Raw genomic sequence first — 24,354 nt, forward strand, 5'->3', positions numbered from 1 at the left:
CCCCGGCATGCCCTCTCAGCACGACCGGCGGCCGCACGGTGCGAACCCTCCCCCAGCCTTCGGCCGGGGGGACCCCCAGCACCCTTTACACAGACTGAGGCTCCTTCGTGGCGAACATCAAGTCCCAGATCAAGCGCAACAAGACCAACGAGAAGGCGCGCCTGCGCAACAAGGCCGTCAAGTCCTCGCTGAAGACCGCCCTGCGCAAGGCCCGCGAGGCCGCTGCCGCCGGTGAGACCGAGAAGGCCACCGTGCTGGCCCGCGCCGCCTCCAAGGCCCTCGACAAGGCCGTGAGCAAGGGCGTCATCCACGCCAACCAGGCCGCCAACAAGAAGTCGGCCATCACCAAGCGCGTCAACACCGCCGTCTCGGCCTGACGCCCCCGGGGGCCCCGCCCCCACCCCGCCCCGGGAGGTTCCGGCCCTCTACCCGAACCCCGAGGCGCGCAAGACCTCGCACCGCACGCGGCCTGCGTTCGCCACGCGGGTGCGGTGCACCAGCTTCACCCACTGCCCGCCCGGTACACACCGGGCGGGCAGTGCGCGTTCCGCCTCCGTCACGGAACGGCCACAACAGCCACACGACTACGGCATCCGTCGATACGGTCCCTTCACCAGAGCCAGCACCGCCTCCTCAGGGGACCTCCATGCACCGCGCCGCTCTCGCGCTTCTCGCCGCGATCACCGTCGTCAGCCTCGCCGCCTGCGAGCCGACGGCCACCACCTCCAGCGGCGCGGGAAGCGCGGGAAGCGCCACCACAGCGCCGGCCACCGCCGCGGCACCGCCCGCCGCACCGGCGGCGAAGACCGGCACGCTCCCCAACCTCGTCGGCAAGGGCCTGCAGACCGCCCAGGACACCGCCCAGGCCGCCGGCTTCTACAACCTCACCTCACACGACGCGCTCGGCCGCGACCGCCTCCAGATCGACGACCGCAACTGGAAGGTCTGCACCCAGACACCCGCCCCCGGGGCGCAGGCCGCCACCGCGAAGGTCGACCTCGGCGCCGTGAAACTGGACGAGACCTGCCCCGCACAGGATCAGGGCGCCGGCGGTCCCACGAAGGCCGGCGGCACCATGCCGGACTTCAAGGGCAGGGCCGTGAGCGTCGCGCGGGACTCACTGCCCGGCTCGACCTCGATCAGCGTGAAGGACGCCTCCCCGCAGAACCGCATGGTGCTCGTGCAGTCGAACTGGCAGGTCTGCACCCAGGACCCCGCGCCCGGCACGGCCCTGACCGGCCAGCCAGTGACGATCAAGGCCGTGAAGTTCGGGGAGTCCTGCCCATGACGCGCTGGATCCCCGTCCCGGACTCTCGTCCGTCAGTACGCCGGGCGGGAGCCGGCCCGGGCGGCGCGGGCGACCGCGACCACCGCACGCTCCAGGGCGAAGGCCGGATCGTCCGAGCCGCCCTTGACCTCCGCGTCCGCCTTGGCGATCGCCGTCAGCGCGGCAGCCACGCCGTCGCCCGTCCAGCCGCGCATCTGCTGGCGCACCCGGTCCACCTTCCACGGCGGCATGCCCAGCTCCCGGGCCAGGTCGGCCGGGCGCATGTTCCGGCCCGTCGTCGCCAGCCGGCCGATGCTGCGCACGCCGGAGGCCAGCGCGTAGGTGATGCCGGTCGGCGGCTGGCCGACCGCCAGCGCCCAGCGCAGCCGCTCCAGCGCCTCCGCCGCGCGGCCGGTGACCGCCAGATCCGCCACCTCGAAGCCCGTCGCCTCGGCGCGGCCGCTGTAGTAGCGCGCCACCACCGTCTCGTCGATCGTGCCCTCGACGTCCGAGGTCAACTGGCTGCACGCGGCGGCCAGTTCACGAAGATCGCTGCCCAGGGAGTCCAGCAGCGCCTGGCACGCCTCCGGCGTCGCCGAGCGGCCCAGCGCCCGGAACTCGCCCTTCACGAAGGCCAGCCGCTCGCTCGCCTTGGCCAGCTTCGCGCAGGCCACCTCGCGCCCGCCCGCCTTGCGGCCGGCGTCCAGCAGACCCTTGCCCTTGGCGCCGCCCGCGTGGACCAGCACCATGATCACCTCGTCGGCCGGGGCCTCGATGTACGCCTTGACCTCCTTCACGGAGTCGGCGGAGAGGTCCTGCGCGGCGCGGACCACGATCACCTTGCGCTCGGCGAACAGCGAGGGCGTGGTCAACTCGGCCAGGCTGCCCGGCTGCAGAGCGCCGGGCGGCAGGTCCCGCACGTCCGTGTCCGGGTCCGCCGCCTTCGCCGCCGCCACCACCTGGGCGACCGCGCGGTCCAGCAGCAGCTCCTCCTGGCCGACCGCGAGGGTCAGCGGGGCGAGCAGGTCATCGGGTGCACTCTTCCTGGCCATCGCCTACCAGCATCCCACGGCCAGCCGACAGTGCCCGAGAATGTCCAGGTGACCGAGAACGACCCCGCCGAAGACCCCCACGCCCGCCAGCTCCTCGTCCTCCCCGACCGCGACGCCGCCGAGGAAGCCGCCGAGACCCTGGCCACCGAACTCCCCGACCTCGACGAACCCGAGATCGTCCGCGACGCCCTCGCCGGCGAGGACGACGCCGAGGACGCCCAATGGCTCCTCGTCCTCGACCCACCCGCCGACGGCTGGACCCCCGCCCTCCTCCACGCCCTCGACACCCTCGCCACCACCCACGAAGGCTGGCGCGAAACCGCCTGACCGCCATGCCCCCGGCGAGGGTGATTCACCTCGCATCGGAATACGCCGTAGACATGCGTGGTGCGGTGAGCTCTGGACGGGTCCAGAACTCACCGCTGAAGAAACCGGGCATACTGCTCCCACCAGCGAAACCAGCGGCGGGCTCCGGCCCTGCCAGAGCCCGCCGCAACCAGCTCCACGGCCCATTCGGATTCCCAAGGGACTCGATCGGGTTTTCAGCGGCGCGCTCCGGGCCTACCCGGAGCGCGCCGCAACTGCTGTCCCCAAACCGAGGGGCCAGGCGCGTCGGCACCGGGCTCCGGCCCACCGGACCACCCCTGTTCCCGCCAGGGTTGCGGGGTGGACCGGCACGTCTTCAAATGTCCCTGCTCAGGTCAGATGCGGCGGTCCCGCGCGATCTCTTCCTCGTCCAGTCCGAAGATCCGCTGGAACAGCACCTCCTCACACAGTTCGGCCAGCGGGTCCTCAACTCCCCGCCGGTCCCGCCGGATTCGGTACAGCAGCCGCAATCGAACCTCGTCCGCGTACCCGGGTTCGGCGAAGTACGCCTGTTGGTCCGGCCCGAGCGGCAGCGCGTTCAGCGTCTTCAGCAGCGCGGCCAGGGCGTCCGTCAGCCTGCTGAACCGCGCTGGTGCCGTCACTCCTCGCACTTCGGCCACCACCGGGAATTGGTAGGTGGTCACGTCCCCGGGTGAATCGGAGTTTCGGAGGGTCACCATTTGCCTGGCGCCTCCCCCGCGCGACGCGGGTGCCACTTGTGGACCTCAACCATCTGGCCGTTCACCGCGATGGGTCGACTGCTTCCCTTCCCGAGGCCCGCGCCGCAGTAGTAGCAGCGCCTCGCGGAGGCACCGAACCTCCCGAGTTCCCTACGGTTCACGGCGCACCGCCTTCCGGGCCCACCAAGGCCCAAACGATCTTTCCGATGCCTTCGGGCCGGGGCTCGCAGCCCCACCCCAGGGACAGGGCCTCCACCAGGCACAACCCGCGCCCCGAGGAGTCGTCCGCGCCCGAGGATCGGCGGATCGCCGGCTTCTCGTTGCTGGCGTCGTGCACCTCGATGCGGAGGTGGCCGCCGACCATTTCGAACCGCACAGCGATCTCCCGCCCCTTCGACACTCGGGCGTGCACCACCGCGTTGGCCACCAGTTCGGTGAGCACCAACTCGCCGTCTCCGGCCAGGGCAGCGCCCTTCGGCACCCGTCCGAGGAACATACGCAGGTGGCTCCTGGCCAGTCCGGCGGACCGCCGGTGCCGCGCGAGCATCGCCTCGAACGCGGGTATCCCTGCATCCGGCCCACAGGGTCCGGAGCTGTCTGGGGGTTCTCCCGAACTGATCACGCGCACCGCCCTCCGATGCCCAAGAGGCGGCCGGAATCTGGACGTTCCGGCCCTTGCCACCAGGTTGCCGAGAGCAAAGGAGGAGTTCGTACCCACGGCGATTACCCAATGTGGATAAACTCACAGGTAATCAACTTCCTTGCGGCGAGCAATGATCGACACCGGGAGCGACGGTGACCGATGCGCGCGTACCGGACAGGCTCCCACCAGGTCTGCTCTCCCATCCGGAGATGATCGCCGCCTGCCGAAAACGGGACTTCGCCGGCGTCTTCCGGCTGCTCAAGCTGGCTGGGATCTATCCGTCGCTCATCGCCCGGGCCTGCGATCTGACGCCGAGCAGAGTCGGCGAAGTCGCCTCTGGGAAGCGCAAGATCGAGAAAATCGATCTCATCGAACGAATTGCGGACGGGCTTCACATCCCAGGTCACATGCTCGGGTTGCTCCCTCGGGATTGGGAGCAAAAATCGCCCGCACTTCGGCAGCACCGACCGACACCTGATTGCGGGCAGGCCCTCGGCTCGCCGATCGATCCAGAGTTCTTCGTCAACCACCTGCGCAGCGTCATGCCCGGCCATTACAAGGCCGCCAACCTGCTCGGCTCCCGGCACGCACTCGACGCGGTAACGCGCCACGTCCAGTTGCTCGACCGCCTCCAGCAGAACGTCGGCTGCGACGCCCGCGACGAGTTGCTTCTCATCGGTGCCCGAACGGCGGAGTTCCTGGGGTGGTTGAACCAGGATCTCGGCGACTTCGGCCAAGCCCTCTACTGGTCCGACCGTGCCATGGAGTGGGCACAGGAAGCCGGCGACGAGGTGATGGCCGCGTACGTGCTCTTCCGGAAGAGCAACCAGGCCACCGCCCAGCGCAACGCTCAGAAGGCTGTGAGCCTCGCCCGCGCCGCCCAGCGGTCCACCGCCGCCACGCTGCGCGTCCGCGCGCTGGCCGCTCAGCAGGAGGCCCAGGGGCACGCCCTCATGGGCAATCCGCGCTTCGCTCAGGCCAAGTTCGACGAGGCCCATGAACTGGCGGCCGCGCCCGACGGCTCAGATGCGGATGACGCGCTTGATCTGGCGTACTGCACACCGACCTACGTCGAGATGCAGCGTGCCAACTGCCTGATCGAGCTCGGCGACCCGCGCACAGCTGTCAACATGTTCGAGGCGGAGCTCCGAAGCCGCCGATCTACCGCAACGACCAGGGCGTGTACCTCTCCCGTCTGGCACGCGCCTACGCGATCTCCGGCGAACCGGAGCAGGCCACCGCCGCAGCCGGCCGAGCACTGGCAATCGCCGTCGACACCGAGTCCGCACGAGCCATGTCCGAACTGTCCGCAGCGGGCCAGGCCCTTCAACGATGGAAGGCCGTTCCCGAAGTAGCCATGTTCACCGGCCGTTTGAGCCTGATGAGCAGCAGCGGACCACCTCGACCGCCAGCGCCTCGATGAGAGAGGCTGGGCCCATGGATCCACTGATCACGGCCGCCACCTCCGCAGACGAGCGCCGACGCGGCGCCAGGATCGCCGTACTGCCCGTCGGCAGCTTCGAACAGCACGGCGACCATCTGCCCCTGACCACCGACACCGTCGTCGCCAGCCTGATCGCCCAGCGGATCGCCGCCGACCACGACCTGTTCCTGCTGCCGCCGATCACGATGTCCTGCTCCCACGAACACGCCCACCTGTCAGGCACCGTCAGCATCAGCGCCGCGACGCTCTACGCCGTGATCAACGACATCTGGAAGTCCCTCCAAGCGTCCGGCGTCCACGGCCTGCTGATCGTGAACGGCCACGGCGGTAACTACGTCCTCTCGAACGTCGTCCAGGAGGCCAACACCGGCGGCCCGCACGTCGCCCTGTTCCCTGTCCGCGAGGACTGGCATCGCGCCCGCGAGGCCGCCGCCCTGGAAAGCACCGGCGCCGAGGACATGCACGGGGGTGAGCTGGAGGTATCGCTCCTCCTCCACGGGGCGCCATACCTGGTCCGTGAAGGCGTCGAGGACGACGACCACGCTGCCCCGGAGCGCCCCCACCTCCTCACCCTCGGCATGGGCGGCTACACCCAGAACGGCATCATCGGCCGCCCCTCGCTCGGGACAGCGGAGAAGGGGCAGGCTCTCTTGGACAGCCTGGCCAAGTCTGCCGCTGAACACCTGTCGCTCCTCCGAGGCGATTAGCGGTCGCCGACCACCCATCTGAAGGTGGGATGGTGATCGCCTGCTCGTCCCGCGATGACCCTGTTCTCGAGGGTCACAGCCCCACCCTGCCTCTCAGCGGCGGGCTCTGGCCTTGCCAGAGCCCGCCGCAACCAGTTCCACGGTCCACCCGATCCACGGGGGACTCAATCGGCCTTCCAGCGGCGCGCTCCGGGCAGACCCGGAGCGCGCCGCAACAGTTCACTTCCCCGGGCCCCCGCCCCCCGCCCTCCCTCCTCCCCACCCCCACCCACTGCCCTTCCCCACCTCTTGGTCGGGAGGAGTGGAGCGGGGGTCAGCTCGGCGGGGCCCGGGCGAGGTGCGGGCCCTGGGGCGGGGTGGTGCCGGTGGCCGGAGCCATCCGCGTGCCGGGTGCAGGCAGGGTGCCCGGGGTTCCGGATACGGCGAGGGTGCCCAGGGTCCCCGACGTGGTCGGGGAGGCCAGGGTGGTCAAGGAAGCAGGCGTGGTCGGGATCGCCCAGGTGGTCAGGGTGGTGGGTGTGAGCGGATTTTCCAGCGCCGCGAGGGTGATGGGTGCGGCCTGGTGGGCTCGCGTTGGGGTGGTGTGGGGGCGGGGTTTGTGGGTGGGGGTGTGGGGGTGGGTGGATGCGGCGAGTGTTGGTGGGGAGTCGCCGGTGAGGGCGATGTCGCCGGCGCGGTCGGTGCGGAGGACGGTGGCTCCAAGGGTGTGCAGGTGGTCGAGCGTGCGGGTGGAGGGGTGGCCGTAGGTGTTGTCCTCGCCGCAGGAGATCAGGGCGAGGCGGGGATGGAGGGTTCGGGTCAGGTCCCAGTCCTGGTGGGCCGAGCCGTGGTGGGCGACCTTGAGGACGTCCACCCGGCCCACACGGCCGATCAGGGCCGACTGGGCGTCGGGTTCGAGGTCGCCGAGCAGGGCGATCCGCAGGCCGCCCGCGAGGGTGACTGCCAGGGCGATGCTCGCGTTGTTGGCACCTGGCGCTTCGAGAAGACTTCCCGGGTCCGGCCATAGGACGTCCCAGGACAGGGCCGCGCCCGCCGAGCGGCGTTCGCCCCGGCCCGCTCGCAGCAGCGGGACGCCAGCTCCCGCTGCCCAGGCCGCCACTCGGGCGGCCTCGCCCGGTGGGTCGTCCAGGGTCGTGCCCTCGACGGCGCCGACCCGGCGATCGTGCAACACCCCTGGTACGCCTTCGACGTGGTCGGCGTGGTCGCATTCTCCATCGTTCGCAACTCTCATGAGATGGCGAGTCCAAGGGGCGTCAGGTCACTGTTACCGAGCTTGCATCGGTGGCGGTTCAGGTGGTTGAGAGTGCGGATGCCCGGCGAGGAATTCACTCGCGAGAAGGATGCCCGGGGTCGGTGTGCGGTGACAGTCCACTGCCCCCGGCGGGCATCGGGTCCGCCGGGGGCAGTGAGGAGATTCGGGGTCAGGGGCGTCCGAGTGCTCGGTAGGTCCAGCCGGCCGCCCGCCAACGAACAGGGTCGAGGGTGCCGCGGCCGTCGATGACACGGGGGTTTGCGACGCGGGCTGCGACGGCCTTGGGGTCAAGGCGCGTGAACTCGGGCCACTCGGTCAGGTGCAGCAGCAGGTCGGCGTCCCGGACGGCGCCGAGCGGGTGGTCGACGTAGTCGAGCTGCGGGTGGGCCTTGCGGGCGTTGTCGAGGGCCTTGGGGTCGAAGACGGTGACGGTCGCGCCGAGCTGGTGGAGCGCTTGGGCGACGGCGAGGGCCGGCGAGTCCCGGATGTCGTCGGTGTCGGGCTTGAACGCGGCGCCCCAGACGGTGATCCGCTTGCCGCTGATGACGCCGTCGCACTGTTCGCGGGCGAGGTCGACCATCCGCTCGCGGCGACGGTTGTTGATCGCGTCGACCTCCCGCAGGAAGGTCAGGGCCTGGTCGGCGCCGAGCTCGCCGGCGCGGGCCATGAAGCCGCGGATGTCCTTGGGCAGGCAGCCGCCGCCGAACCCGAGCCCGGGTCGCAGGCCCCGGCGGCCGATTCGGGCATCGTGTCCGAGGGCTTCGGCCAGCAAGTGGACGTCGGCGCCGGAGGCCTCGCAGACCTCGGCCATCGCGTTGATGAAGGAGATTTTCGTGGCGAGGAACGCGTTCGCGGCGGACTTCACCATTTCAGAGGTGGCCAGATCGGTGACGATCACCGGCGTCCCGGACTCGATGATCTGGCCGTAGGCCTGTCGGATCACGGCCTCTGCCCGGGTGCCCTGGCCTGTGAAGCCGAGGACGATCCGGTCGGGGTGGAGGGTGTCCTCGACGGCGTAGGACTCTCGCAGGAACTCGGGGTTCCAGCAGACCTCGACCTGGTCGCCGACCGGGGCGAACTCGCGCAGGATGTCGATGACCTTGGGGGCGGTGCCGACCGGGACGGTGGACTTGCCGACGATCACGGCCGGGCCGGTCAGTCGGGGGGCGAGCTGGCGGACGGCGGTGAACAGGTGGGTGAGGTCGTAGGCCATCTCACCGGGCTTCTGCGGGGTGCCGACGCCGATGAAGTGGAGGTCGGCGAAGGCGGCGGCCTCCGCGTAGGAGGTGGTGAACCTCAGCTGGCCGGTGGCGGTGTGCTTGGCGAGCAGGTCGTCCAGGTCGCGCTCGAAGAACGGGGCCCGGCCGGCGTTGAGGGAGGCGACCTTGTCGGGGTCGATGTCCATGCCGAGGACCTGGTGGCCGAGTTCGGCCATCGCGGCGGCGTGGGTTGCGCCGAGGTAGCCGCAGCCGATGACGGTGAGCTTCACGAACGTGTCCTTCCAAGGGGGTGGGGCCGCCCGCCCGGCGCCCGGCCCCCTTGAGAACGGAGGCCGTCAGGCGCCGGACCCGGCGGCGAGGTGACGGCGGATGCCGTGGCGGATGAACGGCGGGACGGTCAGGATGGACAGGTGCTCGGGGGCGAAGAACTGGAGCTTGACGCCCTCCGTGAGCGGCAGGGCCTGTTCGTCGCCGTCCCAGTTGGCGGCGAAGAAGGTGATGATCTGGCCGGAGCCGGCGGTGTCCTTCGTCTCGAAGAGCTCGACCAGGTCCTCGACGGCCAGGCCAGCCTCTTCATCGAGTTCGCGGACGATCGCGGCGGCCGGGTCCTCGCCGGCGTCGCAGCCTCCGCCGAGCAGACTCCAGTGGCCCGGCCAGGTCACGCCGTCGAGGTCGTCGCGCAGGTGCAGGAGGAGTTCGCCGCGCCGGTTGGTGATGATCGCGACCGCTCCGCGTGGCTCGGCGGCGGACGGCTCGGTGGGGAGAGTCTGGGAGTCCATGCGCTCACCGTAGTGAGCCGGCGACCCGTCATGCCGCAGCCGTCAGTGCGTGGTCGGAGAACCAGGCGGCGGCCATCAGGGCCTGCATGCGGGTGCGGTCGAACCGCCCGCCGGGCTTGAGGCCGTCGGCCAGCAGCGGCCGCAGCGAGACGGGCGCCTGGTCCAGCGCCGAGCTGATCTGGGCGGTCGCCCAGGGCTCCAGCGGGCCGGACAGCCAGCTCGGGACCGGGGAGGCGAACCCGAGCTTGTCCCGGCTGCCCCAGACCTCGGGCGGCAGTCCGAGTGCCTTCGCGGCGTCCCGCAGGATCCGCTTGCCGGCTGTGGGCTCGCCGATCTTGTGCTCGACCGGCAGCCGGTAGGAGAACTCGACCAGGTCCCGCGCCAGGAACGGTGAGCGCCGTTCCAGCCCGAAGGCGGAGGCCAGCTTGTCCGAGGTCATCACCAGCGGACGCCAGGCCGTGGCCAGGTCCGCCAGCGTCAGTCCGCGGGCCAGGTCCCCGTCCGCCCGGCGGAGGGCGTCAGCGACGACTTCCCGAACCCGGCCGTCGGGGTCCGATCCGCGCAGGATCAGCCGGACGATCGCCTCGGCCGGCTCCAGCGGCTCGCAACCTCCGGTCAGGAGCTTGGAGGCCAGTGGCCGGTAGGCGTCCAGCCCGGCGCCCAGCACCGCCTCCGGGCCGAAGAGGACGAGCGCGTGGCGGACGTAGCCCATCAGGAACTCGTCCGGCCCCAGCCCGCCGACCACGACCCGGATGCCGCGCTCGGCAATCGCCCGGTAGGCCATGTGCTCGGAGAACGTCGACGCGTTGCCCATCGGATAGTCCAGCGCGTGCATGATCTCCGGCAGCGCGCCGGCGAAGTCGGCGGCAGTCGGCTCGATCACCACCAGCTCGGCGCCGATGTCCCGGGCGACGACGGCCGCCGTCGCGGACTCGTCCAGCCGGTCCTGGCCCGGGTAGCGGACCGTGACGCAGACCTGCGGCCGCATCAAGTAGGCCAGCACCGAGGAATCCAGCCCGCCCGACAACAGCAGCGCGAAGTCCGAGACCGGCACCCGCATCGGGATCCGGTCGGCCAGCAGGGTCGAGAACCGGGCCAGCGCGGTCTTGTAGTCGCCCTGCCAGGGCTCCAAGCCCTCCAGGGACCACCAGGTCCGCTGGACCAGCGAGCCGGTGGCGACGTCGAAGGCCAGCAGCCCGGCCGGCGGCAGCAGTTGGATGCCCTGGAACGGGGTGTCGGCGCCGGTCGGCGTCTCGATGGACAGCATCTCGGGGCGGACGACCAGCGGCGCGGTGCCGTAGCCGGTCAGGGTCGTGACCTCGGAGGCGAACGCGAGCCGGCCGCCGTCCAGGCGCCAATAGAGCGGCTTTTCCCCGAGCCGGTCCCGGGCCAGGAACAGCCGGCCCTCGCGCGGGTCGTAGGCGGCCAGCGAGAACATGCCGTCCAGGCCGACCAGGCAGCCGGGACCGAGCTTGGCCCAGGCCCGCAGCACCAGGTGGGCGTCCGTCTCGCCCGGCTCCAGGACGATGCCCCAAGCCGCCGCGACCTGTCGGTAGTTGTAGATCTCGCCGTTGAAGGTGAGGACGACGCCGCTGGCCGGGTCCAGGTAGGGGCCGGGCTGGGCGGCGGTGTCGACGATCAGAAGGGTGTTCATGGACAGCACCGCCCGGCTGTCGGCCGAGGTGAGGTGCCGGGTGCCGTCCGGGCCGCGGTGGTGCTGAGCGAGCCCCATCGCCGCGACGGTGGTCTCGTGCCGGGCAGCGTCCGCGCCGGCCAGTCCTGCGATTCCGCACATCTGGTTGTCACCCCCGAGCGTGAATCGGTGAAGGCCTCCGCCGGAAGGTCTGTGGTCCGGTCCGGCGGAGGCCCGGGGCATCAGACAACCGCGTCCGGCCGGGCCCGGGCAGGGCTCGCAAGGGGGCTCACAACTCGCGAAAGCGGTTCACCGCGAGCGGCGAAGGCAATACCCTCGGTGATCCGGCGTCAGATGCCGGGTGTACGACTTCTCGTGCCCAGTCGCGTACGACTTCCGCGCAGAGCCGCGCGGGACCGATTGAGGGGGACGCTGTGGCGTCGACCACCCGCCGGGCCAAGCCGCCGAACGACGCGCTGGCCCGGATGATCGAAAAGTGTGAGGGTGCCAGCCACAAATCGCTGGCCCTGCGTGTGAACCAGCTGGCCCACGAGGCCGGGCTGACCACGACATATACGCATACCTCGGTCGCGAACTGGTGCCGCCGGGGCATGGTGCCCGACTGGCCGGTGCCCAGGCTGCTGGCCCGGGCGATCGGCGAACGGCTCGGCCGACCGGTGCAGTTGGCGGAGATCGGTATGGCGGATGCCGAGACGCCGGACGCCGAGGTGGGGTTGGATTTCCCGCGAGACCCCGCCGACGCCGTGCGCGTCGCCACTTCGTTCTGGAGCTCCGTGAACCGCCGCGACTTCCTCACCGGAACGGGCTTCGCCGTCTCCGCGTTCACCACCCCGGTCACCCGCTGGCTGGTCACCCCCGCCGACGACACCTCTGCCCACCGTGGCCGAGGACGGGTCGGCTCGGCCGACCTCGCCGAGCTGCGGGAAGCCGCCGACGACGCCCGGCGCTGGGACTCGAAGTATGGCGGCGGGAACTGGAAGGCCAACTCCGTCACCGCGTGCCTGCAGGAGCGGGCGGTGCCGCTGCTGAACGGCTCGTTCAGCGACGACGTCGGCCGCCAGCTGTTCTCGGTAACAGCCGAACTGTCCCGTCTGGCCGGCTGGACCGCCTTCGACGTCGGCCAGCACGACGCCGCCCAGCGGCACTTCGTCCAGGCCCTCCGCCTCGCCCGGGCCGGCGGCGACGTCGAACTCGGCTGCTATGTGCTGACCACCATGGCGATGCAGACCCTGCTGCGGGGCTTCGCCAGCGAGGCCATCGACATGACCCAAGGCGCCTTCGAACGGGCCAAAGGCCATGCCGCCCCCAGGGTGCTGGCCTTCACCAAGCTCATCGAGGCCCGGGCCCACGCCCGCGACGACAACGCCAAGGCCGCCTCCGCCGCACTGGCCTCCTCCGAAAGCCTTCTCGACCAGGCCCGCGACGGCGCCGGAGAACCCGCCTGGATCGACTTCTATCACCACGCCCGGCTCTCCGCCGACGCCGCCGAGGTCTTCCGCGACCTCAAGAACCCCAAGGCCGCGCTGGCCTGGAACGCGCAAGCCGCCGCCATGCCGACCGGCGTGTTCACCCGCTCCGTCGGCATGCGCCTGGCGATCGTCGGGACCGCTCACCTCCAGGGCCGCGACCTCGACCAGGGCCTCGCGCTCGGCAACCAGGCCGTCGACATCCTCGCCCGCGTCCAGTCGACCCGGGCCCTGGACTACGTCCGCGAGTTCAACGCCGCCCTGACCCCGTGGCGGCGCGAGAGCGCCGTCCGCGACTTCCTCCACCGGACCCGCAGCGAACTCGGCGTCGCAGCCTGAGGAGCCGCCCCCGCCGGCCAGCGGGCCGTCCTTCACCACAACGTGAGCGGCAGCCCGTCCCGTTCGGCCGCCCGGATGTGCTCCTCGATCCGCTCCGGGGCCTCGCCGTGGGCGAGCCCCCGGCGGACCGCGCCCGCGATCGCCCGGGTCCGCCCCGCCGGCCCCCGCAAGTCAGCCAGGGGACCTGCGGGGTCGCGGTGACGCAGGGCCCACTCCGCCCGGTTCTCCAGCGCGGTCCCGAGCCGCAGATGGACGGGATTGGAACATCCATGGGAATCACAGGTGTGGCAGACCACGGGGTCCTCGGCGCCCGACCAGCCGAGCCGTGGGATCACCCCGTTGGCCAGCTGGAACGCGAACAGATGAGCGGGGACCGTTCCGCGACGAGAGCGGCCCGGCAGGCTCGCCGCCCGGAACGAGCCATGCCCCGTGGAACTCACCGCTCCCAGCCATGGCCAGCACGAGACGCCGGCCCGCCGGTAGCGCTTGGCCTCGAACCGGTCGACCACCGCCGGGTCGGCCAGCCACGACCGCCAGAGATCGGCCGGGATCCGGACGACCTGCGGCGGTCCCAGAAGAGCGAGCTGTTCGCCCCGGTCCAGGCCCGGAGCGGACAGTGCCACAACTCCGCCCAGCGGCAGCGGCTCCGCCAGATACTCCGTCACCTGTCACCGTCCCGGTCGCTTCGGTCGCTGTCACCAGTGTGGATCAGTCCCGCGGTCTCGGCAGCAACTCGGTGACGGTTCCGGCGTGATGGTGCTCGGCCCGTAGGAGCTGGTTGTCGTGGTGCAGGCCCGCGATCACCGTGGCGGCCGCCGTGAGCCGATGATTCAGCTCGGTGATCTCCCGCTTGGCGTCGGCGAGCTTGCGGCGGAGCTCCTGCAGCTCGGCGTCCCTGCGGGCCTCCCCCGGGGTGACGGCGCCGTGCTCGGCGAGGTGGGCGTCCCACTCGGCCAGCACCTCCTTGGCCCGGAACATGGTGGCGGGGCTGACACCGGCCTCCCGGCAGAGGTTGTTCTTGGTCAGCCTGCCGTCCGTGCATCGCGGCTGGCCCGTGACCAACCGTGCCATGGCCTCCCGCAAGGCCTGCTCGACGCGGGCGGAGACCCCCGCCCCGGCCGTCACCGGCCGGCCTTCCGCAGGACCGCCTGAGCCTCAGCGCGCTGCCGCTCCAAGGCCGCCCGCCGCGCCGGCGGAAGGCCCGGAGCCTCCAACAGGACCGCCAGGCCCCGCTCCTCGCTCTCCCAGATCGGAACGTGCTGGTGGCCGATCATGCTGTTGCCGCACCGATCCGGGCGACAGCGGTCCACCAACGGGCCCGTGTGGCCGGGCGGGACCACTGCCTTCTCCAGGCAGACGGCCCCGGCCGGGCTGCCCTCGTCGAACAGGCAGTTGTTCAGGGTGCCGAACCTGATGGAGATCCGAGCCCGCCGCAGCATCCCCTCCTCCACCAGCGCGTCCCCGCCCTGGGCGGCCGCCGTCGCCGCGATGGTGTCGAAAGTGCCCTTGAGCTGTTCGGCGCCGGGGCCGAAGCCGATCGGCTGCCCGTCGCGGTGCAGGGCGAACAGCTCGCGCAGGCCCCGGAAGCGGGCGGCCTCCACCGCCTGGTCCAGGAACCGCGTCCAGTCCGCCGCAGGTGCGGCGTATCCCTGGGTGACGCGGTTGGCCAGCGCGCGGGAGGCCGCGTGCTTGAGCTGGATGCCGAGCGCGATCTCCGATCCGGGGAACTGGTCGGTGAGCATCGACATCGTGCGGCGGAACATGTGCGGGGAGACCCTGCCGGCGCCGATCTGCGACAGCCCCGTCCACTGCGTGGTCGCGTTGACGTGCTCGATGAACGTCATGATGCGCTCGGCGGCGTTGAACGTCTCGGAGCCGTCGGTGCGGCTGCGGACACCGGTGAACACCCGCTCGTCGTCCGGCGACAGCTCCTCGGCAACGGCGATCGCCCGCGCGACGGGCTCGATGATCCACCAGTGCTTGATCGGGAAGTCCTCCTCGCCCTTGTGCTTCGCGGAGGCGATCGCGGGCGCCCCGAAGTACTGGACTACCGATCCCTTGGTGATCTCCTGAATCTCGCCGTCGCGCATCATCGACAGCGCGGCGACGAACACGTAGCAGGCAGTCCGCAGAACGCGGATCTCGGAGTAGAGACACCGAGGATCCAGCCCCGGATGCCAGGGACCGGTGGTGCCGTCCACCCGGACGACCTGCGCGTACTCGTCCAACAGGCCGGCCGGGCGGCACTGGCCCCGCTCGACCGCAGCCATGACCGCAGCCCTCGCCGCCCTGTGCCCGCCCTTGAAGGCGGAAGTCTCCCGCGCATAGCCGATTTTCAAGGCCAACAGGCTCCAGTGAACGCCGCCGACGTCGCGGACGGCGGGCTCCCGCGCGTGGTGCAGCGGAACCATGTTCCGGGGGTCCTGCAGCCAGCGGCGGACCGAAGCCGCGAGGAAGTCCACGCGGGAGCGGGTGTTTTCCCGCAGTCGCTCGTAGAGCGCGTCGGCGCGCAGGATGTCGGGCGCGAAGCGGTCGATGTAGGTCCAGGCCGCATTGATCAGCGGAAACCACGTTGCGGGTGGGATCGCCGGCGTCGAGATCGCCCGGTTCTCCTTGGTCCAGGTCACCCCGGCGACCGCGCGGGCGGACATGCCCGGCCAGGGATTGGTGGCCAGCCCGCCGCCGGTCAGCAGCGGCCCGCAGCGGTGCAGTTCCTGGACGAGCCTGACGTGGGTCAGTGTGGTGTCCGCCGTCAGGCGCTGGCGCTGGTCGGCGATGAACGCGTGCAGGTGGTGGTCCCTCCAGGCGCCGAGGTCATCGGGCACGTGGTGTTCCCTGGCCCACGTGGCCAGCAGCCTCATGCTGCCGAGGAGGATCACGACCGTGCGGGGGCTGACAGGCCTGCGCGGGGAAGGGATGCCGGCCGCGACCACGCGCGGGTGGCGCGGGTTGAGGGTGATCATCGCCAGTTCCCGGCCGCGCAGGGCCCACTTGCCTTCCAGGGACGTGAAGTTCAGCTTCCAGCCACCGGGCGACAGGTTGGCCGGGCGCCGCAGCACGTCGTTGAACGACCACTCGTCCAGCTCGCCGAACTGCGGGCTGCGGGCGAACGGCAGCAGGGCGTGGTCGGACAGCACCGGTTCGTCGGGGTCGAACGCCGAGACGGACCGGACGGGCTGGGCAGGAAGGTTCATGCGTCGAACTCCGCTCGTGCGGCCAGGGGAAGCTGCAGCGTCGCGGTGCCGTCGGCGATGTGCCGGCGGGCCGCGGCGATCTCCTGCTCGGATCTCTCGGCGAGGACGGCCGCCAGGTTGGCGGCGCTCTGCCCCCAGAGGGTGTGGAAGTGCACCGGGTTCAGCCGGTTGCGCAGGGATTCCAAGTGGTCCGAGAACAACAGGAGTTGAGGCAGATGGGAGGGAAGGATCCAGGCGTTGCGGCACTCCAGGCAGCGCAACGGGGCGACCGAGCAGAGTTCACCCGGTCGGGAGAACGGCGAGTCGAACGGGTCGCGGCAGCTGGTCACCCCCATGTCCAGGGCTCCCGAGCGCAGGTCGTCGACCTGCTCGGGGGTGAGCCCGAGGTCTGCCAGGGCGGAGCCGGCCGGCACCTCGGCCAGGCCCTCGCTCGCAGCCGTGTCCAGGACGACAGGGCCGGAGGTCGCCTTCTCGAACCAGGTTCGCTGGGCCTCGGTGATGACCCGGCCGGACACGACCCTCAGCGTGGTGCCCTGCGCGTAGTGGCCGCGGAAGGTGTCCTCGTGGTGGTCGTCGGCGATGTCGGTGATGCGGCCGCCGAACGCGATCGCCTTCTCCACCTTTGTTGACTTCCGCAGCCGCCGGATGTCGGTCCGGCCCTCCAGCTGCAGGCCCATGCGGTCCAGCCAGCTCTGGAACGACAGGTTCGGGCCGCTGCTGCTGTTGAAGCGGCGCACGCTCACCTCCCAGTCCTTCATCGACATGGACGCCTGGAGGAACACCGGGGCCGGCTGGTCGGGGAATCGCTCGCGAAGCGGCCGGGTGACCTCCATCAGGCGGCGCATGATCACCGAGACCTCCAGGCGGGGACGGTCGCCGAACACCTCGCTGTTCTCCTCACTGCCGGCCGGTGCGATCCGGCTGAACGCCCGGCGGCGGATCCGCTTGGCCCGGTTCTTGGTCAGCGTCAGCCGCACCCCCGCGGGCGTGAACTCCACGTCGTCCTCGTCCAGCCCGGTCAGCTCCTCCGGGGCATGGCCGGTCGCGGCGACCAGCAGCACCCGGTAGGCGTGGAGGTCCTGCTGGTTGGGATAGATCAGCCGCAGCAGGGCGAGGATCAGGAGGTAGCGGCGCATGCCGTTCGCCCGGGCCTCGGTCTCCTGGACGACCAGGTCGTCAAGCTCCGTCGGCCAGGGCGCCGGCAGGTTCTGCCGGATCTCGCGCGGGGTGACGGCCTGGTTCGCCAGGCCCCAGAGCAGATTGGGAAGGCTCAGCCAGCCGTGCTCGGCCGGGTGGGCGCCGGAGGCTGCCAGAGCCCGCCCCGTGGCGAGCCGCTTGTCGAGCTCTCCGATGGCCCGCCAGGCGGCCTGAACCAGCGCCGCCCTGTCCTTGCGGGAGTACTCGTCCAGTTCCCGCTTGCTGCCCCAGTGCAGGGTGTGCTGCCCGGCCGCCACCCCCCTGAGCCCCGACGCCATCTCCCTGTCGGGATGCTGACCGCGCCGGTTGACCAGCGTGCGCAGGCAGGTGGCGAACACCGCGGGCCTGGTGGACCCCTCCTGCCAGTGCCTCGGCAACTGCCCCTCCCAGGCCAGCAGCAGTGGCGCCAGGTCCGGCTCTGACGACGCCATCGAGGCCTCCGCCGCCCCCAGAAACAGGCGCGAGTCCACGAAGCGGCAGAACGAGGTCATCGCCTGCCGATAGGTCCTCATCGTGGCCGGCTTGGTCCTGGTCGCCTCGCCGTACTCGACCCACTCGTCCGCCAGTTCCGCCGCCAGCAGGCGGCAGCGGAACCGGCCGGGGTCGAAGACGGTCACCCGCGTGATCCCGGCCGTGTCCGTCCCCACCGACTGCCGGACCCCGATCCGGGCCGGCGGAACCTCCGGCCGCTCGTGCCGGAAGTCCCGGCGCCGGTCACCGCGCCTGGCCATGGGCCACCTCCATCGGGTGACCGAGCGCGCGCAGGGCGATGTCGGCGTAGGTGTCGCCGTCGCCGGCGGCCCACTCGGCGAACGCCGCGTCCACGTAGTTCATCGGATCTTCCAGGTAGCGCAGGTATTGGTAGGTGGTGGCGGGGCTGGAGTGTCCGAGTCTTCGGCTGACGATCAGCAGCGGGTTGAACGCGAGGTGATCCGCCAGCCGAGCCAGCGCGACGCGGGTAACAGCCTCCCGGGCCGCCGCCCTCCGCATCAGGTAGTCCAGGAGCCTGAGGGCGAACGTGTGCCTCAGGTCATGGAAGCGCCACCTCTTCACCGGCAGCATCGGCGCCCGCGGGGCATCCCGTAGGGCCGTCATCCGCTCCCAGGCCCGGCGGCGGATGCGGTCCCACGATGCCGGGGCGAGCATCGTGCTGCCGTGCCCGCAGAACACCGCCAGCGGCTCCAGCCCGCTCGGGCCTTCATGGACCGTCAGCCGCCGCAGCGAAGGCGGCATTGCGGACCAGGTGAACGAGCGCAGGCGCCCTTTCCACTGCCCCTTAAGCCGGCCCCGGTCGTGGTCGATGTCGGTGACGACCAGCAGCTCGCGGTGGCGCCGCTCCAGCGACCTGACCGACCGTTCCACGATCTCCGGCCGTTCCAGCAGCAGGAAGGTGTCCACCGCGGACAGCGCGTCGGGCGGAACGTAGACCTGACGGAGCTTCTTGTACTTCGCGCAGGCCTGCAGCGTGAACTCCACCGGCTCGCCGGGGCGCCGGAGCCCCACCCCGAGCTCGGGCAGCAGCACCGTCGACCACTCCTGCAGCCGCATGCCCGTCATCAGCGCCAGATCGGCCGCCGCCCGCTCGCGGTGCGGAACCCAGCCGCGGAACGAGCGATCCACCGTGCCGTCCAGCCCCTGCCCCGCCAGCCCGACGTCCCGGAAGAATCGGTACTGGTCGAGCGTCAGATGCCGGATGTCCATGTCCCGGCTCATCCCGCTGGACAACGGATTGCGCTTGCCCATCCGCAACGGGGACGCCCGGCGGAACCCGCGGTCGACCAGCCAGGCGAACAACGTGTTGAGCACCGACGCCTCACGGTCCCACGCCGCCCCGCCCACCGGGTCGTCCTGCAGCTCGGTACGCGACCGGCGGTAGGCGACCAAGTCCGACTCGGTGGCTGTTACCAGCTCCCGGCCGCGCTCGCCCAGGAACTCGATCAGCCGCAGCACGATGTAGCCGTAGTGCCGCAGCGTGTCCTGCGGATCCCGGCCCATGTACGCCAAGTGCCGAAACCAGCCACATGCCGGCTCCACCGGCCGCATGGTGTCGTCCACGATCACGGGCAACCCATCCGGCAACGCGCGGTGGTCGAGCCTGGCCACCGCCACCGTCCCGACGTCACCAAAGAGGGCCGGACGGTCAACCACCCGATCCCTGCAGACGAAGAAGAGATCCACGTACCCCTCCCGGTTGAGAGAACTCACAACCGACAGAGGTAACGACCTCAGGGGCAGAGCGTGGCGCGGTACCTCCCGCTCGCCATCGTCACGTGAGAGTGCCCTGAACCATCAGGAGAAGAAGTGGGTCAGGACCAACAACGGCACCTCCGTCACTCCGAGGTCGCGCAGGCATCGGTCGGCTGCGCCCGGCTCCGGCCCTGTGTCGATGACGATCGCGCGGTCAGGGGTGTCCGTGGCGAGGACCACCATGTCCCCCTGCCCGACGTCGCACATCACCAGCCGCCACCCCGGCGGCGGCCAGCCAGTGGCGATCCGGGTGAGCTGCGGCGGGCGGAGGAGGACGCAGAGGAGAACTACCAGCAGAACGACGGTCACCACGCCCCGTACCAACCGGCGACGGGGTAGCAGCAGCGGCGCCGCCCAGCAGGTGGCCAGGACCGCCAGCGCGGCCGTCACCGTCCCGAACCAGCCACCAGGCCAACTCAGTTGGCCGCCCGGCACCTCCGCGCCCCGGCGGGCGACCTGGGCGAGCCAGGTGGCCGGCACCCCAGCAGGTTCCGCGAGCAACCGGGCCCCGCCCGGCAGCGCCGGCTGCAGCACCAGCACGCCGAAGCCGAGCAACGTCGCCGGGGCGACCGCCAGTTCGGCGAGCAGGTTGCACGGAATCCCGACCAGGCTGACGTGCCCGGAGAGCACCACCGTCACCGGCGCACACAGCGCCTGGGCCGCCGCCGTCGCCGCGAAGGCGCCCGCGAGGTGCTGCGGCCAGCCCCGGGCACGCAGCGCCTCGGCCCAGTGCGGCCCGAGGACAAGCAGCCCGGCGGTGGCGAGCACTGACAGCAGGAAGCCGAACGACCGCGCCAGGAACGGGTCCACCAGCACGAGGAGCAAAACGGCGCCAGCCAGCGCGGGCACCGCCTGCCGGGGGCGGCCGGTGGCCAGGGCCAGCATCCCGATCAGCCCCGTCCCGGCGGCCCGCAACACACTCGGCTCAGGCCGGCAGACGGTGACGAATGCCAGGATCAACCCCGCGCCGAGCAACGCGCCGGTGCGCAGCGACAGGCCCAACACCGGTGCCAGTCCCCGCCGTTCGGCAGTTCCGGCCAGCCCGGGGGCGCCGAGCAGCAGGCCGAGGACGATCGCCAGGTTGGCGCCGCTGACGGCCACCAGGTGCACCAGGTCGGTGGCCCGAAACGCCTCGTCGAGGTCCTCGGGCAACCGGGAGATGTCACCGACGACCAGGGCGGGCAGCAGCCCCCGCGCGTCCGGCGGCAGTGCGTCGGTGGCAGTGCGCAGCCCTTCGCGCAGCCGCCCGGCGATGCGCTGGGCCACGTCCGGCGGCGAGATCCGTCGCGGCGGCCCGTGCACGACGAGCAGCGCCGACGCCTCCGTGTCGTGCCCCTCCCCCGGTGGCCGCACCTCGGCCTCGGCGGCGAGCCGCTCGGACGGGAGCAGTCGCTTCCAGGCCTCGGCCTCGGGGCCCCGGGCCATGACGGTCACGGGCGTGGCCGTCTCAGTGGCCCTCCCGCTGGGCAGGACGGTGACCCGGTCCGCCACCGCCTCCACGGTGACGAGCGGCTGCCCGCCGCCGGTGCCGCCCCGGGAGGTGTGGACCTTCGGGTCCCCCGTGACGGTCAGCTCCACCTCCACCACAAACGGAGTAGCCGCACGGGCGAGCCCGGGCAGCGGCCCCCGGTGGAGGTCGGCGGTGTGCAGCGGTGTCGCGATGGCGGCCGCCGCCGAGGTGAGCAGGACGGCGGCGAGCGTCGCCACGGCCCCGTGCCGGTGTCGCGGCCGGCTGAGCAGGAGGACGGCGGCGAGGGCGGCGGCTCCGGCTGCCGTGAAGAGGAGGGCCTCGTGCCCGGGCCCCAGCGGCAGGAGCACCGCGGCGACCACCCACGCCGCGACGGCGGGCAACAGCAGTCGGAAGTCATTGACGGTCGAGGTAGCGGCGGCGGTCATGGTGAAGCCTCCTTTCGGAGCCGAGAAGGACGGAACGTCAGAGGATCAGCAGCGGACGGAGCTCCGCGTACGTACGCGCCCCGATCCCGCTGACCTGCCGGAGCTGGTCGACGGAGCGGAACGAGCCGTGCGAAGCCCGGTAGGCGAGGATGCGCTGGGCGAGCGTCGGGCCGACGCCGGGCAGGGCGTCGAGCTGTTCGAGCGTGGCGCGGTTGAGGCTGACGGGCGCCCGAGACGCCACGGCTCCCGGCGGCCCCGCCCCCGAGACGGCGCCGACGGCCGGGGCGGCACCGGCGCCCGGCTCGCCGACGAGGATCTGCTCACCGTCCGTCAGCATCCGCGCCAGGTTGAGGTTCCCGGTGTCCGCCTCCGGCAGCGCGCCGCCCGCCGCCCGCAGGGCGTCGGCCACCCGCGAGCCACCGGGCAGGGTGTGCAGGCCCGGCGTGCGCACCCGGCCGCCGACGTCGACCACCAGGGTCACCGGAGCGGCGGGCTCCCCAGCGGACTCCCCGCCAACCACCACCGCCGAGGGCTCCACCGAGGCGGCCACCATCGCCGGAACGGCGACCGCCTCCGGCCTGCCCAGCCAGAAGTGCTGCACGGCGTACCCGACCGCGAACAGCAGCAGGATGGTCAGCCCGGCCACCGCCCGCCGGTCGAGCGCCAGCGCGGAAGCGAACCTCAACCGCGCCGCCGCCGACACGGGTTCCACTACCGGCACGGGTTCCACCGCAGGCGGAACCTCCGGAGACGGCGGCAACAGCGCGGCCATCCGCAGCCGCACCGTCTCGTCGATCTCATGGCGCTTCTTCGCCGCGCCCAGGCTCGAGGTCGTCATGGCGAGGACGGTAGGGATTTCCCGCCGAACCCACGCGAATTACCGAAAACCTGTGGATAACCCTGGTTCTCAGAGCAAAGACGTCACTCAAAGGAGTGGAAAAAGCCCCCAACCCTGGACAAACCTCAGCAGGGCGCGACCACCACCGCGAGCAGCCCCGGCCCGACGTGCGCGCCGATCACCGCCCCCACCTCCCCCACGTACAGCTCCCGCAGCCCCGGCACCCGCGCCCGCAGCCGCTGCGCGAGCGGCTCGGCCCGGTCCTCGGCCGCCAGGTGGTGCACGGTGATGTCCACCGCCCCCTCCCCCGACCGCTCGACCGCGATCTCCTCCAGCCGCGCGATGGCCCGCGAGGCCGTCCGCACCTTCTCCAGCGGCTCGATCCGCCCGCCGTCCAGGTGCAGCAGCGGCTTGACCGCCAGCGCCGACCCGAGCAGCGCCTGCGCCGCCCCGATCCGCCCGCCCCGCCGCAGGTGTTCCAGGGTGTCCACGTAGAAGAATCCGCTGGTCACGGCCGCCCGCCGCTCCGCCGCCTCGGCCGCCGCCTCCAGGTCCTGGCCGACCGCGATCGCCTCCGCCGCCGCCAGCACGCCGTACCCGAGCGCCATGCCCACCATCCGGCTGTCCACGACCCGCACGGGTACGGGAGCCTCGGCGGCGGCCACCCGGGCGGCTTCGACGGTGCCGGACAGCTCGCCGGAGATGTGCACCGAGACGATGCCCGTCGCCCCGGCCTCGGCGGCCGCCCGGTAGGCCGCGGCGAAGGCTTCCGGGTTGGGCATGGAGGTGGTCACCCGCTGCCTGGCGCGCAGCGCCTCGGCGACGTCCTTCGGGGCGATCTCGACGCCCTCGCTGAGGACCGTGTCCCCGACCGAGACGCTCAGCGGAACCACCGAGATCCCGTACCGGTCGAGGGCATCCTGCGGCAGATAGGCCGTGGAATCGGTGACAAGTGCGAGGTCGGAGGGCATGAGCCGGAGGTTACTCCCCGTCGGTCCGAGAGGACAGCGCAGCTACGAGCACCGCTACGAGACGGCTACGAGCGCGGCTAAGAGCGCCGCTACGAGCACCGCTACGGACGCCCCGTGGACGGCTTGCGCAGCCGCTCCGCCAGCTTCGCGAGCGGGTCGGCCAGCCCGAGCAGGTCCTCCGCGCTCGGCCGCCCCTTCCCGTCCGTCAGCCCGGCCCGCGCCGCACCCCCGGCCGGTGAAGAAGGAGAAGGAGAAGAAGACGTAGCCGAGGAGGACGGAGACGAAGCAGCCGCCGAATCCGCGTCCCAGTGCCGCAGCGCCCCCGCCTCGCTCTCGCACTCCTGGCTCAACCGACTCAGCTCGTCCTCCGCGAACCGGTGCATCCGGTCCTGCGCCGCCCACCGCATCGTCTCCGCCGCGTGCGTGATCCGCTCCGCCCGCTCCCGCAGCTCCGGCAGCTTCGCCGCGATCCGCCCGGTGTCCGGCTCCCGCTCCAGCACCCGCAGCTCCCCGTCCAGCTCCGCCGCGTGCGCGTCCAGCCGCGCCAGCAGCGCCAGCGCCTCCCCGAGCTGCCCGTCCTGCTCGACGCCGCCTTCCAGCACCTGCCGCGTCCCGTCCAGCGAGGTGCGCAGCTTGAGCCGGACGGAGGCGATCTGCGCGGGCGGCCCGACCTTGGTGAACGTCTTCGCCTTGAGCGTGGCGGTCTCGACGGCCCGGCGCGCGTTGGCCTCGTGCTTCTCGACCTTCCTGGCGACGGCCTTGGCGGCCTTGACCGTCCCGACCACGGCCAGGACGAGAACCGTGATCCCGAACAGCAGGACCAGCCCGATCAGAACGCCGAACACGTCCACCGCCGCCACCTTCCGAAACCGAGCGCCACCCGAACCAACGCGGGCCGCATCACCGCGAGTTCCACCGTAGCCGCCGCCCCGGCCCCGCAGGAGCCCGAAACCGGCCCGTGAACCCGAGATCAGGGACAGATCGGGGATCACCCGGAGATCACCCGCCCCGAACCCGCCCCCCGCCCACCCCGAACTCGCCCCGCACTCGCCCCGAACCCACCCCGAACCCGCCCCGCACTCACCCCACCGGAAACAGAGCCGGGCGGGCGCCCCGAAGGACACCCGCCCGGCCGACGGCGA

22 protein-coding genes are annotated in these 24,354 nt (G+C 71.7%); 6 read left to right on the forward strand and 16 right to left on the reverse strand.

Annotated features, from left to right (window positions below):
• The first annotated feature begins 107 nt into the window (after positions 1-107).
• On the forward strand, positions 108-377 hold the full coding sequence (rpsT, locus tag ACIBCA_RS31945) for a 30S ribosomal protein S20 (protein ID WP_396286553.1): 270 nt from the start codon (positions 108-110) through the stop codon (positions 375-377).
• 269 nt (positions 378-646) lie between these two features.
• On the forward strand, positions 647-1,288 hold the full coding sequence (locus ACIBCA_RS31950) for a hypothetical protein (protein ID WP_396286554.1): 642 nt from the start codon (positions 647-649) through the stop codon (positions 1,286-1,288).
• Between the two features lie 32 nt (positions 1,289-1,320).
• Here ACIBCA_RS31950 and holA read toward each other — a convergent pair whose 3' ends face one another.
• A complete protein-coding gene (holA, locus tag ACIBCA_RS31955) occupies positions 1,321-2,319 on the reverse strand; it encodes a DNA polymerase III subunit delta (protein WP_396286555.1) in 999 nt (332 codons plus the stop codon).
• 48 nt (positions 2,320-2,367) lie between these two features.
• Between holA and ACIBCA_RS31960 the strand changes: the two genes are divergently transcribed.
• The gene (locus ACIBCA_RS31960; RefSeq protein WP_396286556.1) at positions 2,368-2,646 is read left to right on the forward strand and encodes a hypothetical protein; all 279 of its coding nucleotides are present in this window, start codon (positions 2,368-2,370) and stop codon (positions 2,644-2,646) included.
• A 374-nt stretch (positions 2,647-3,020) separates the two neighbouring features.
• Here the strand turns inward: ACIBCA_RS31960 and ACIBCA_RS31965 are convergent, their stop codons facing one another.
• Both ACIBCA_RS31965 and ACIBCA_RS31970 read right to left on the reverse strand, forming a co-directional pair.
• Positions 3,021-3,329 (reverse strand): hypothetical protein, encoded by a 309-nt coding sequence (locus ACIBCA_RS31965; RefSeq protein ID WP_396286557.1) that lies wholly within the window; start codon positions 3,327-3,329, stop codon positions 3,021-3,023.
• A 193-nt stretch (positions 3,330-3,522) separates the two neighbouring features.
• Positions 3,523-3,912 (reverse strand): ATP-binding protein, encoded by a 390-nt coding sequence (locus ACIBCA_RS31970; RefSeq protein ID WP_396286558.1) that lies wholly within the window; start codon positions 3,910-3,912, stop codon positions 3,523-3,525.
• A 248-nt stretch (positions 3,913-4,160) separates the two neighbouring features.
• On the opposite strand from ACIBCA_RS31970, the gene ACIBCA_RS31975 reads away from it, so the two are divergent.
• Positions 4,161-5,363 carry a hypothetical protein gene (locus ACIBCA_RS31975; RefSeq protein ID WP_396286559.1) on the forward strand — a complete coding sequence of 401 codons (1,203 nt, stop codon included), beginning with the start codon at positions 4,161-4,163 and terminating at the stop codon, positions 5,361-5,363.
• Positions 5,364-5,445: 82 nt separating this feature from the next.
• Entirely contained in the window at positions 5,446-6,159 is a 714-nt protein-coding gene (locus ACIBCA_RS31980; RefSeq protein ID WP_396286560.1) for a creatininase family protein, read from the forward strand.
• A 313-nt stretch (positions 6,160-6,472) separates the two neighbouring features.
• Here the strand turns inward: ACIBCA_RS31980 and ACIBCA_RS31985 are convergent, their stop codons facing one another.
• The 4 genes from ACIBCA_RS31985 to ACIBCA_RS32000 form a co-directional block, all read right to left on the reverse strand.
• Complete coding sequence (locus ACIBCA_RS31985) at positions 6,473-7,330, reverse strand: ComEC/Rec2 family competence protein (RefSeq protein ID WP_396286561.1); 858 nt, start codon at positions 7,328-7,330, stop codon at positions 6,473-6,475.
• Positions 7,331-7,580: 250 nt separating this feature from the next.
• Positions 7,581-8,900, reverse strand: coding sequence for a UDP-glucose dehydrogenase family protein (locus tag ACIBCA_RS31990; RefSeq protein ID WP_396286562.1), 1,320 nt, complete (start codon positions 8,898-8,900; stop codon positions 7,581-7,583).
• A gap of 66 nt (positions 8,901-8,966) precedes the next feature.
• Positions 8,967-9,410, reverse strand: coding sequence for an NUDIX domain-containing protein (locus ACIBCA_RS31995; protein WP_396286563.1), 444 nt, complete (start codon positions 9,408-9,410; stop codon positions 8,967-8,969).
• A gap of 28 nt (positions 9,411-9,438) precedes the next feature.
• Positions 9,439-11,205: an asparagine synthetase B family protein gene (locus ACIBCA_RS32000; RefSeq protein WP_396286564.1), complete on the reverse strand. Its 1,767-nt coding sequence runs from the start codon at positions 11,203-11,205 to the stop codon at positions 9,439-9,441.
• Between the two features lie 272 nt (positions 11,206-11,477).
• Here ACIBCA_RS32000 and ACIBCA_RS32005 point away from each other — a divergent pair, with 272 nt between their 5' ends.
• Positions 11,478-12,869 carry a sporulation protein gene (locus ACIBCA_RS32005; protein ID WP_396286566.1) on the forward strand — a complete coding sequence of 464 codons (1,392 nt, stop codon included), beginning with the start codon at positions 11,478-11,480 and terminating at the stop codon, positions 12,867-12,869.
• A 32-nt stretch (positions 12,870-12,901) separates the two neighbouring features.
• Here ACIBCA_RS32005 and ACIBCA_RS32010 read toward each other — a convergent pair whose 3' ends face one another.
• From ACIBCA_RS32010 to ACIBCA_RS32050, 9 genes are all read right to left on the reverse strand, one after another.
• Positions 12,902-13,534 carry a hypothetical protein gene (locus tag ACIBCA_RS32010; protein WP_396286567.1) on the reverse strand — a complete coding sequence of 211 codons (633 nt, stop codon included), beginning with the start codon at positions 13,532-13,534 and terminating at the stop codon, positions 12,902-12,904.
• 43 nt (positions 13,535-13,577) lie between these two features.
• Complete coding sequence (locus ACIBCA_RS32015; protein ID WP_396286568.1) at positions 13,578-13,940, reverse strand: hypothetical protein; 363 nt, start codon at positions 13,938-13,940, stop codon at positions 13,578-13,580.
• 50 nt (positions 13,941-13,990) lie between these two features.
• Positions 13,991-16,063, reverse strand: coding sequence for an integrase (locus tag ACIBCA_RS32020; RefSeq protein WP_396286569.1), 2,073 nt, complete (start codon positions 16,061-16,063; stop codon positions 13,991-13,993).
• Positions 16,060-17,991, reverse strand: coding sequence for a hypothetical protein (locus ACIBCA_RS32025; RefSeq protein ID WP_396286570.1), 1,932 nt, complete (start codon positions 17,989-17,991; stop codon positions 16,060-16,062). Before ACIBCA_RS32025 ends, ACIBCA_RS32020 begins: the two co-directional genes overlap by 4 nt.
• Positions 17,975-19,438, reverse strand: a complete 1,464-nt coding sequence (locus tag ACIBCA_RS32030; RefSeq protein WP_396286571.1) for a site-specific integrase — start codon at positions 19,436-19,438, stop codon at positions 17,975-17,977. The genes ACIBCA_RS32025 and ACIBCA_RS32030 overlap by 17 nt, the downstream gene beginning before the upstream one ends.
• A gap of 111 nt (positions 19,439-19,549) precedes the next feature.
• Complete coding sequence (locus ACIBCA_RS32035; protein WP_396286572.1) at positions 19,550-21,403, reverse strand: ComEC/Rec2 family competence protein; 1,854 nt, start codon at positions 21,401-21,403, stop codon at positions 19,550-19,552.
• 37 nt (positions 21,404-21,440) lie between these two features.
• Positions 21,441-22,241 carry a helix-hairpin-helix domain-containing protein gene (locus ACIBCA_RS32040; RefSeq protein WP_396286573.1) on the reverse strand — a complete coding sequence of 267 codons (801 nt, stop codon included), beginning with the start codon at positions 22,239-22,241 and terminating at the stop codon, positions 21,441-21,443.
• A 125-nt stretch (positions 22,242-22,366) separates the two neighbouring features.
• Entirely contained in the window at positions 22,367-23,212 is an 846-nt protein-coding gene (locus ACIBCA_RS32045; RefSeq protein WP_396286574.1) for a DegV family protein, read from the reverse strand.
• A gap of 101 nt (positions 23,213-23,313) precedes the next feature.
• Positions 23,314-24,063, reverse strand: a complete 750-nt coding sequence (locus tag ACIBCA_RS32050) for a hypothetical protein (RefSeq protein ID WP_396286575.1) — start codon at positions 24,061-24,063, stop codon at positions 23,314-23,316.
• Positions 24,064-24,354 lie beyond the last annotated feature (291 nt).

The sequence above is a fragment of the Kitasatospora sp. NPDC051170 genome, from assembly GCF_044455705.1.
Classification (GTDB): Bacteria; Actinomycetota; Actinomycetes; order Streptomycetales; family Streptomycetaceae; genus Kitasatospora.

What these genes read in the sequence shown, in the direction of transcription:
- ACIBCA_RS31980 (WP_396286560.1), top strand. Translation starts at nt 5,446, where the DNA reads ATGGATCCACTGATCACGGCCGCCACCTCCGCAGACGAGCGCCGACGC.
- ACIBCA_RS32000 (WP_396286564.1), bottom strand. Translation starts at nt 11,205, where the DNA reads ATGTGCGGAATCGCAGGACTGGCCGGCGCGGACGCTGCCCGGCACGAG.
- ACIBCA_RS32045 (WP_396286574.1), bottom strand. Translation starts at nt 23,212, where the DNA reads ATGCCCTCCGACCTCGCACTTGTCACCGATTCCACGGCCTATCTGCCG.
- ACIBCA_RS31950 (WP_396286554.1), top strand. Translation starts at nt 647, where the DNA reads ATGCACCGCGCCGCTCTCGCGCTTCTCGCCGCGATCACCGTCGTCAGC.
- ACIBCA_RS32040 (WP_396286573.1), bottom strand. Translation starts at nt 22,241, where the DNA reads ATGACGACCTCGAGCCTGGGCGCGGCGAAGAAGCGCCATGAGATCGAC.
- ACIBCA_RS31995 (WP_396286563.1), bottom strand. Translation starts at nt 9,410, where the DNA reads ATGGACTCCCAGACTCTCCCCACCGAGCCGTCCGCCGCCGAGCCACGC.
- ACIBCA_RS31970 (WP_396286558.1), bottom strand. Translation starts at nt 3,912, where the DNA reads ATGCTCGCGCGGCACCGGCGGTCCGCCGGACTGGCCAGGAGCCACCTG.
- ACIBCA_RS32025 (WP_396286570.1), bottom strand. Translation starts at nt 17,991, where the DNA reads ATGGCCAGGCGCGGTGACCGGCGCCGGGACTTCCGGCACGAGCGGCCG.
- holA (WP_396286555.1), bottom strand. Translation starts at nt 2,319, where the DNA reads ATGGCCAGGAAGAGTGCACCCGATGACCTGCTCGCCCCGCTGACCCTC.
- ACIBCA_RS32015 (WP_396286568.1), bottom strand. Translation starts at nt 13,940, where the DNA reads ATGGCACGGTTGGTCACGGGCCAGCCGCGATGCACGGACGGCAGGCTG.
- ACIBCA_RS32035 (WP_396286572.1), bottom strand. Translation starts at nt 21,403, where the DNA reads ATGACCGCCGCCGCTACCTCGACCGTCAATGACTTCCGACTGCTGTTG.
- ACIBCA_RS32020 (WP_396286569.1), bottom strand. Translation starts at nt 16,063, where the DNA reads ATGAACCTTCCTGCCCAGCCCGTCCGGTCCGTCTCGGCGTTCGACCCC.